We start from the raw sequence: 2,650 nt of genomic DNA, 5'->3' as shown, positions 1-2,650 counted from the left end.
CAAACCTTCACTGGTCATTCTTACTGGGTTGGGTCAGTAGCATACAGCCCTGATGGTCAAACTCTTGCTAGTGCAAGTAATGACAACACTATCAAATTGTGGGATGTAAAAACGGGAAACCTCCTACACACCTTCGTTGGTCACTCTAACTCGGTTTGGTCAGTAGCATACAGCCCTGATGGTCAAACCCTTGCTAGTGGAAGTCGTGACAACACTATCAAACTGTGGGAAGTAAAAACGGGAAACCTCCTACAAATCTTCACTGGTCATTTTCACTGGGTTACGTCAGTAGCATATAGCCCTGATGGTCAAACTCTTGCTAGTGCAAGTAATGACACGACTATTAAACTGTGGGAAGTAAAAACGGGAAACCTCCTACAAATCTTCACTGGTCATTCTCACTGGGTTACGTCAGTAGCATATAGCCCTGATGGTCAAACTCTTGCTAGTGGGAGTGGTGACAAGACTATCAAGATTTGGCGGTTAAAGTAGTCATTGATAGGATTTTATTAGCAATGATCTATTTTATCATCCTGTAAATCCTAAAATCCTGGACATCCTGATTCAGACAATTTTACTAACATATTTCCTCACCATAAATCTATGAATCATAAAGTTTTTTATCTTAACGGTAAAAAAATCAATAACAAACAAACATTTTTAAAACAAGCTGCTGAAGCAATAGAATTTCCTGCATACTTCGGCCATAACTGGGATGCTTTTGATGAATGTATTACCGATTTAACATGGTGTCCGGCTCAAAGATATGTCATATTATATGATCATGCTGATATCTTTGCTCAAGCTAAACCGACCCAATAACAAATAGCATTAGATATTTTAAATTCAGCCCAGGAATACTGGGAAGGTAATAATATTTTTTTAAAATTTTTAACTATTAAAAAATAGCTTGTCTGAATCAGGATAACCAGGATTTGAGGATGTACAGGATTGTTATTTATAGATTATCTGTGAATAATAAAGATATATTCTCTTGTCTGAATCAGGATAACCAGGATTTGAGGATGTACAGGATTGCAGTTTATAGATTGTCTGTAAATATTTAATGATGATAAATTTTGATGCAGATAAAAAATATAATTCCTATTATTCAAAGAAAACCATAAGTGGTCAAAAACATCCTGTTAATCCTTAAATCCTGGATATCCTGATTCAGACAAAATCATCATCCTGAAAATCCTTAAATCCTGGATATCCTGATTCAGACAAAAAATATCTTACCTTATGACTAACAATGATATTCGCAGTCAACTAACTGATATAGCTGAACAATTTCATATTTTTGAATGTACTGCTTGTGCTGATGCTTTGCGTCAATTTCTAAATCATCAAAAAATACCTGGTAAAGAAATTAACTTGTTTACAGGAAGTACAGAAGATCCTTTCTGTAATATTTATCATGAAATTCTACAACAAAATATCTCCATTAATGGTAGACATTATGCTATTGCAGTAGAAATTGATGGACAAGAACTAATTTTTGATAACATTCACCCCGAAGGCATTTCTAGGGTAAACTGGATAAATAACTTTTATTGTGTTATCCAAGACTTAGGTGGGGAATTTCAAATTACTGAAACAGAATTTTAACCAGAGGAATATTATGTTAGATTTATACGATTTAATCCGCAACATCCAAAAACGTCCAGCAATGTATTTAGGACGTTCAACTATATCTAACCTGCGTACATTTATAGCTGGTTACAGTTTTGCACGTCGTCAAATGCAAATACCGCAAACTACACAAGAACAGGAATTTTCAAATTTTCAAACTTGGATAAAACAAAAATATAATGTTGCTTATAATCAAACGTGGGATCAGATTATTCTCTTTTTCTCTAAAGATGAAAACTCTGCTTTTGAAGAATTTTTTAACTTGTTTGATGAGTTTATAAACAATGATTCTCTGTCTCAATCACAAGATAGTATAAAAGTCAGTTCAAGAAAATAGTCTGAATCAGGATAACCAGGATTTGAGGATGTACAGGATTGTTATTTTTAGATTGTCTGTGAAGATTGAATAATTATAAATTCTGATTCAGATAAAAGATATATTCCCTATCATTATCATTAACAAAAAACCATAAATAAATGGTCAAAACCATCCTGCAAATCCTTTAATCCTGGATATCCTGATTCAGACATTATTAACTAATACTCCAATCTTCTAAATGCAAATTTGGCACTTTTTCAAAATCCTTCCAATTACGAGTAACTAAAATCCCATCGACTGATAAAGTAATTGCAGCAATGCGTAAATCTTGAGTACCAACGCGGATTTTTTGCTTAACTAATTCAGTGTAAATATTACCCGCAGCTTCGGTAAATTGTAGGACATTTAGACTATTTATGTCTTCTAATGTATCCTCTAACCTAGCATAAGGTAAAACTAATTCATTTGCTGATTCGCACCTGTTAATAATATTCAGTCTTCCCCGTAGTTGTTCTGTAGCGGTGATAATAGTTATGGCAATAACTTCAGGATTAAACATGGTTAATTGCCAGGGGAAACGCATCTTATCAATAAGGACAATTTAATCTCAATAATGACCTGAAAATTCGCATTAACGTCTACTTATTGACAATAATTTAAACCATCACGATGACTCTGAAAAAATCAATCAAACGA

General features: G+C 33.7%; 5 protein-coding genes. 4 read left to right on the top strand and 1 reads right to left on the bottom strand.

Annotated features, from left to right (window positions below):
- From FFR48_RS27095 to FFR48_RS27080, 4 genes are all read left to right on the top strand, one after another.
- Positions 1-492 (top strand): WD40 repeat domain-containing protein (locus FFR48_RS27095; protein ID WP_137669493.1); only part of this gene is annotated, 492 nt, incomplete at its 5' end.
- A gap of 111 nt (positions 493-603) precedes the next feature.
- Positions 604-822, top strand: a complete 219-nt coding sequence (locus tag FFR48_RS27090) for a barstar family protein (protein ID WP_137669492.1) — start codon at positions 604-606, stop codon at positions 820-822.
- A gap of 423 nt (positions 823-1,245) precedes the next feature.
- Complete coding sequence (locus FFR48_RS27085) at positions 1,246-1,611, top strand: papain fold toxin domain-containing protein (RefSeq protein ID WP_137669491.1); 366 nt, start codon at positions 1,246-1,248, stop codon at positions 1,609-1,611.
- Between the two features lie 13 nt (positions 1,612-1,624).
- Complete coding sequence (locus FFR48_RS27080; RefSeq protein ID WP_137669490.1) at positions 1,625-1,972, top strand: hypothetical protein; 348 nt, start codon at positions 1,625-1,627, stop codon at positions 1,970-1,972.
- A gap of 196 nt (positions 1,973-2,168) precedes the next feature.
- On the opposite strand, the gene FFR48_RS27075 is transcribed toward FFR48_RS27080, so the two are convergent.
- On the bottom strand, positions 2,169-2,537 hold the full coding sequence (locus tag FFR48_RS27075; RefSeq protein WP_201277694.1) for a type II toxin-antitoxin system VapC family toxin: 369 nt from the start codon (positions 2,535-2,537) through the stop codon (positions 2,169-2,171).
- Between the last annotated feature and the right edge of the window lie 113 nt (positions 2,538-2,650).

Source organism: Sphaerospermopsis reniformis (genome assembly GCF_005402885.1).
In the GTDB taxonomy this organism is placed as follows: Bacteria; Cyanobacteriota; Cyanobacteriia; order Cyanobacteriales; family Nostocaceae; genus Sphaerospermopsis; species Sphaerospermopsis kisseleviana.
Note: the sequence above shows the minus strand (reverse complement) of the source record. Positions and strands in the feature narration are given on the sequence as shown.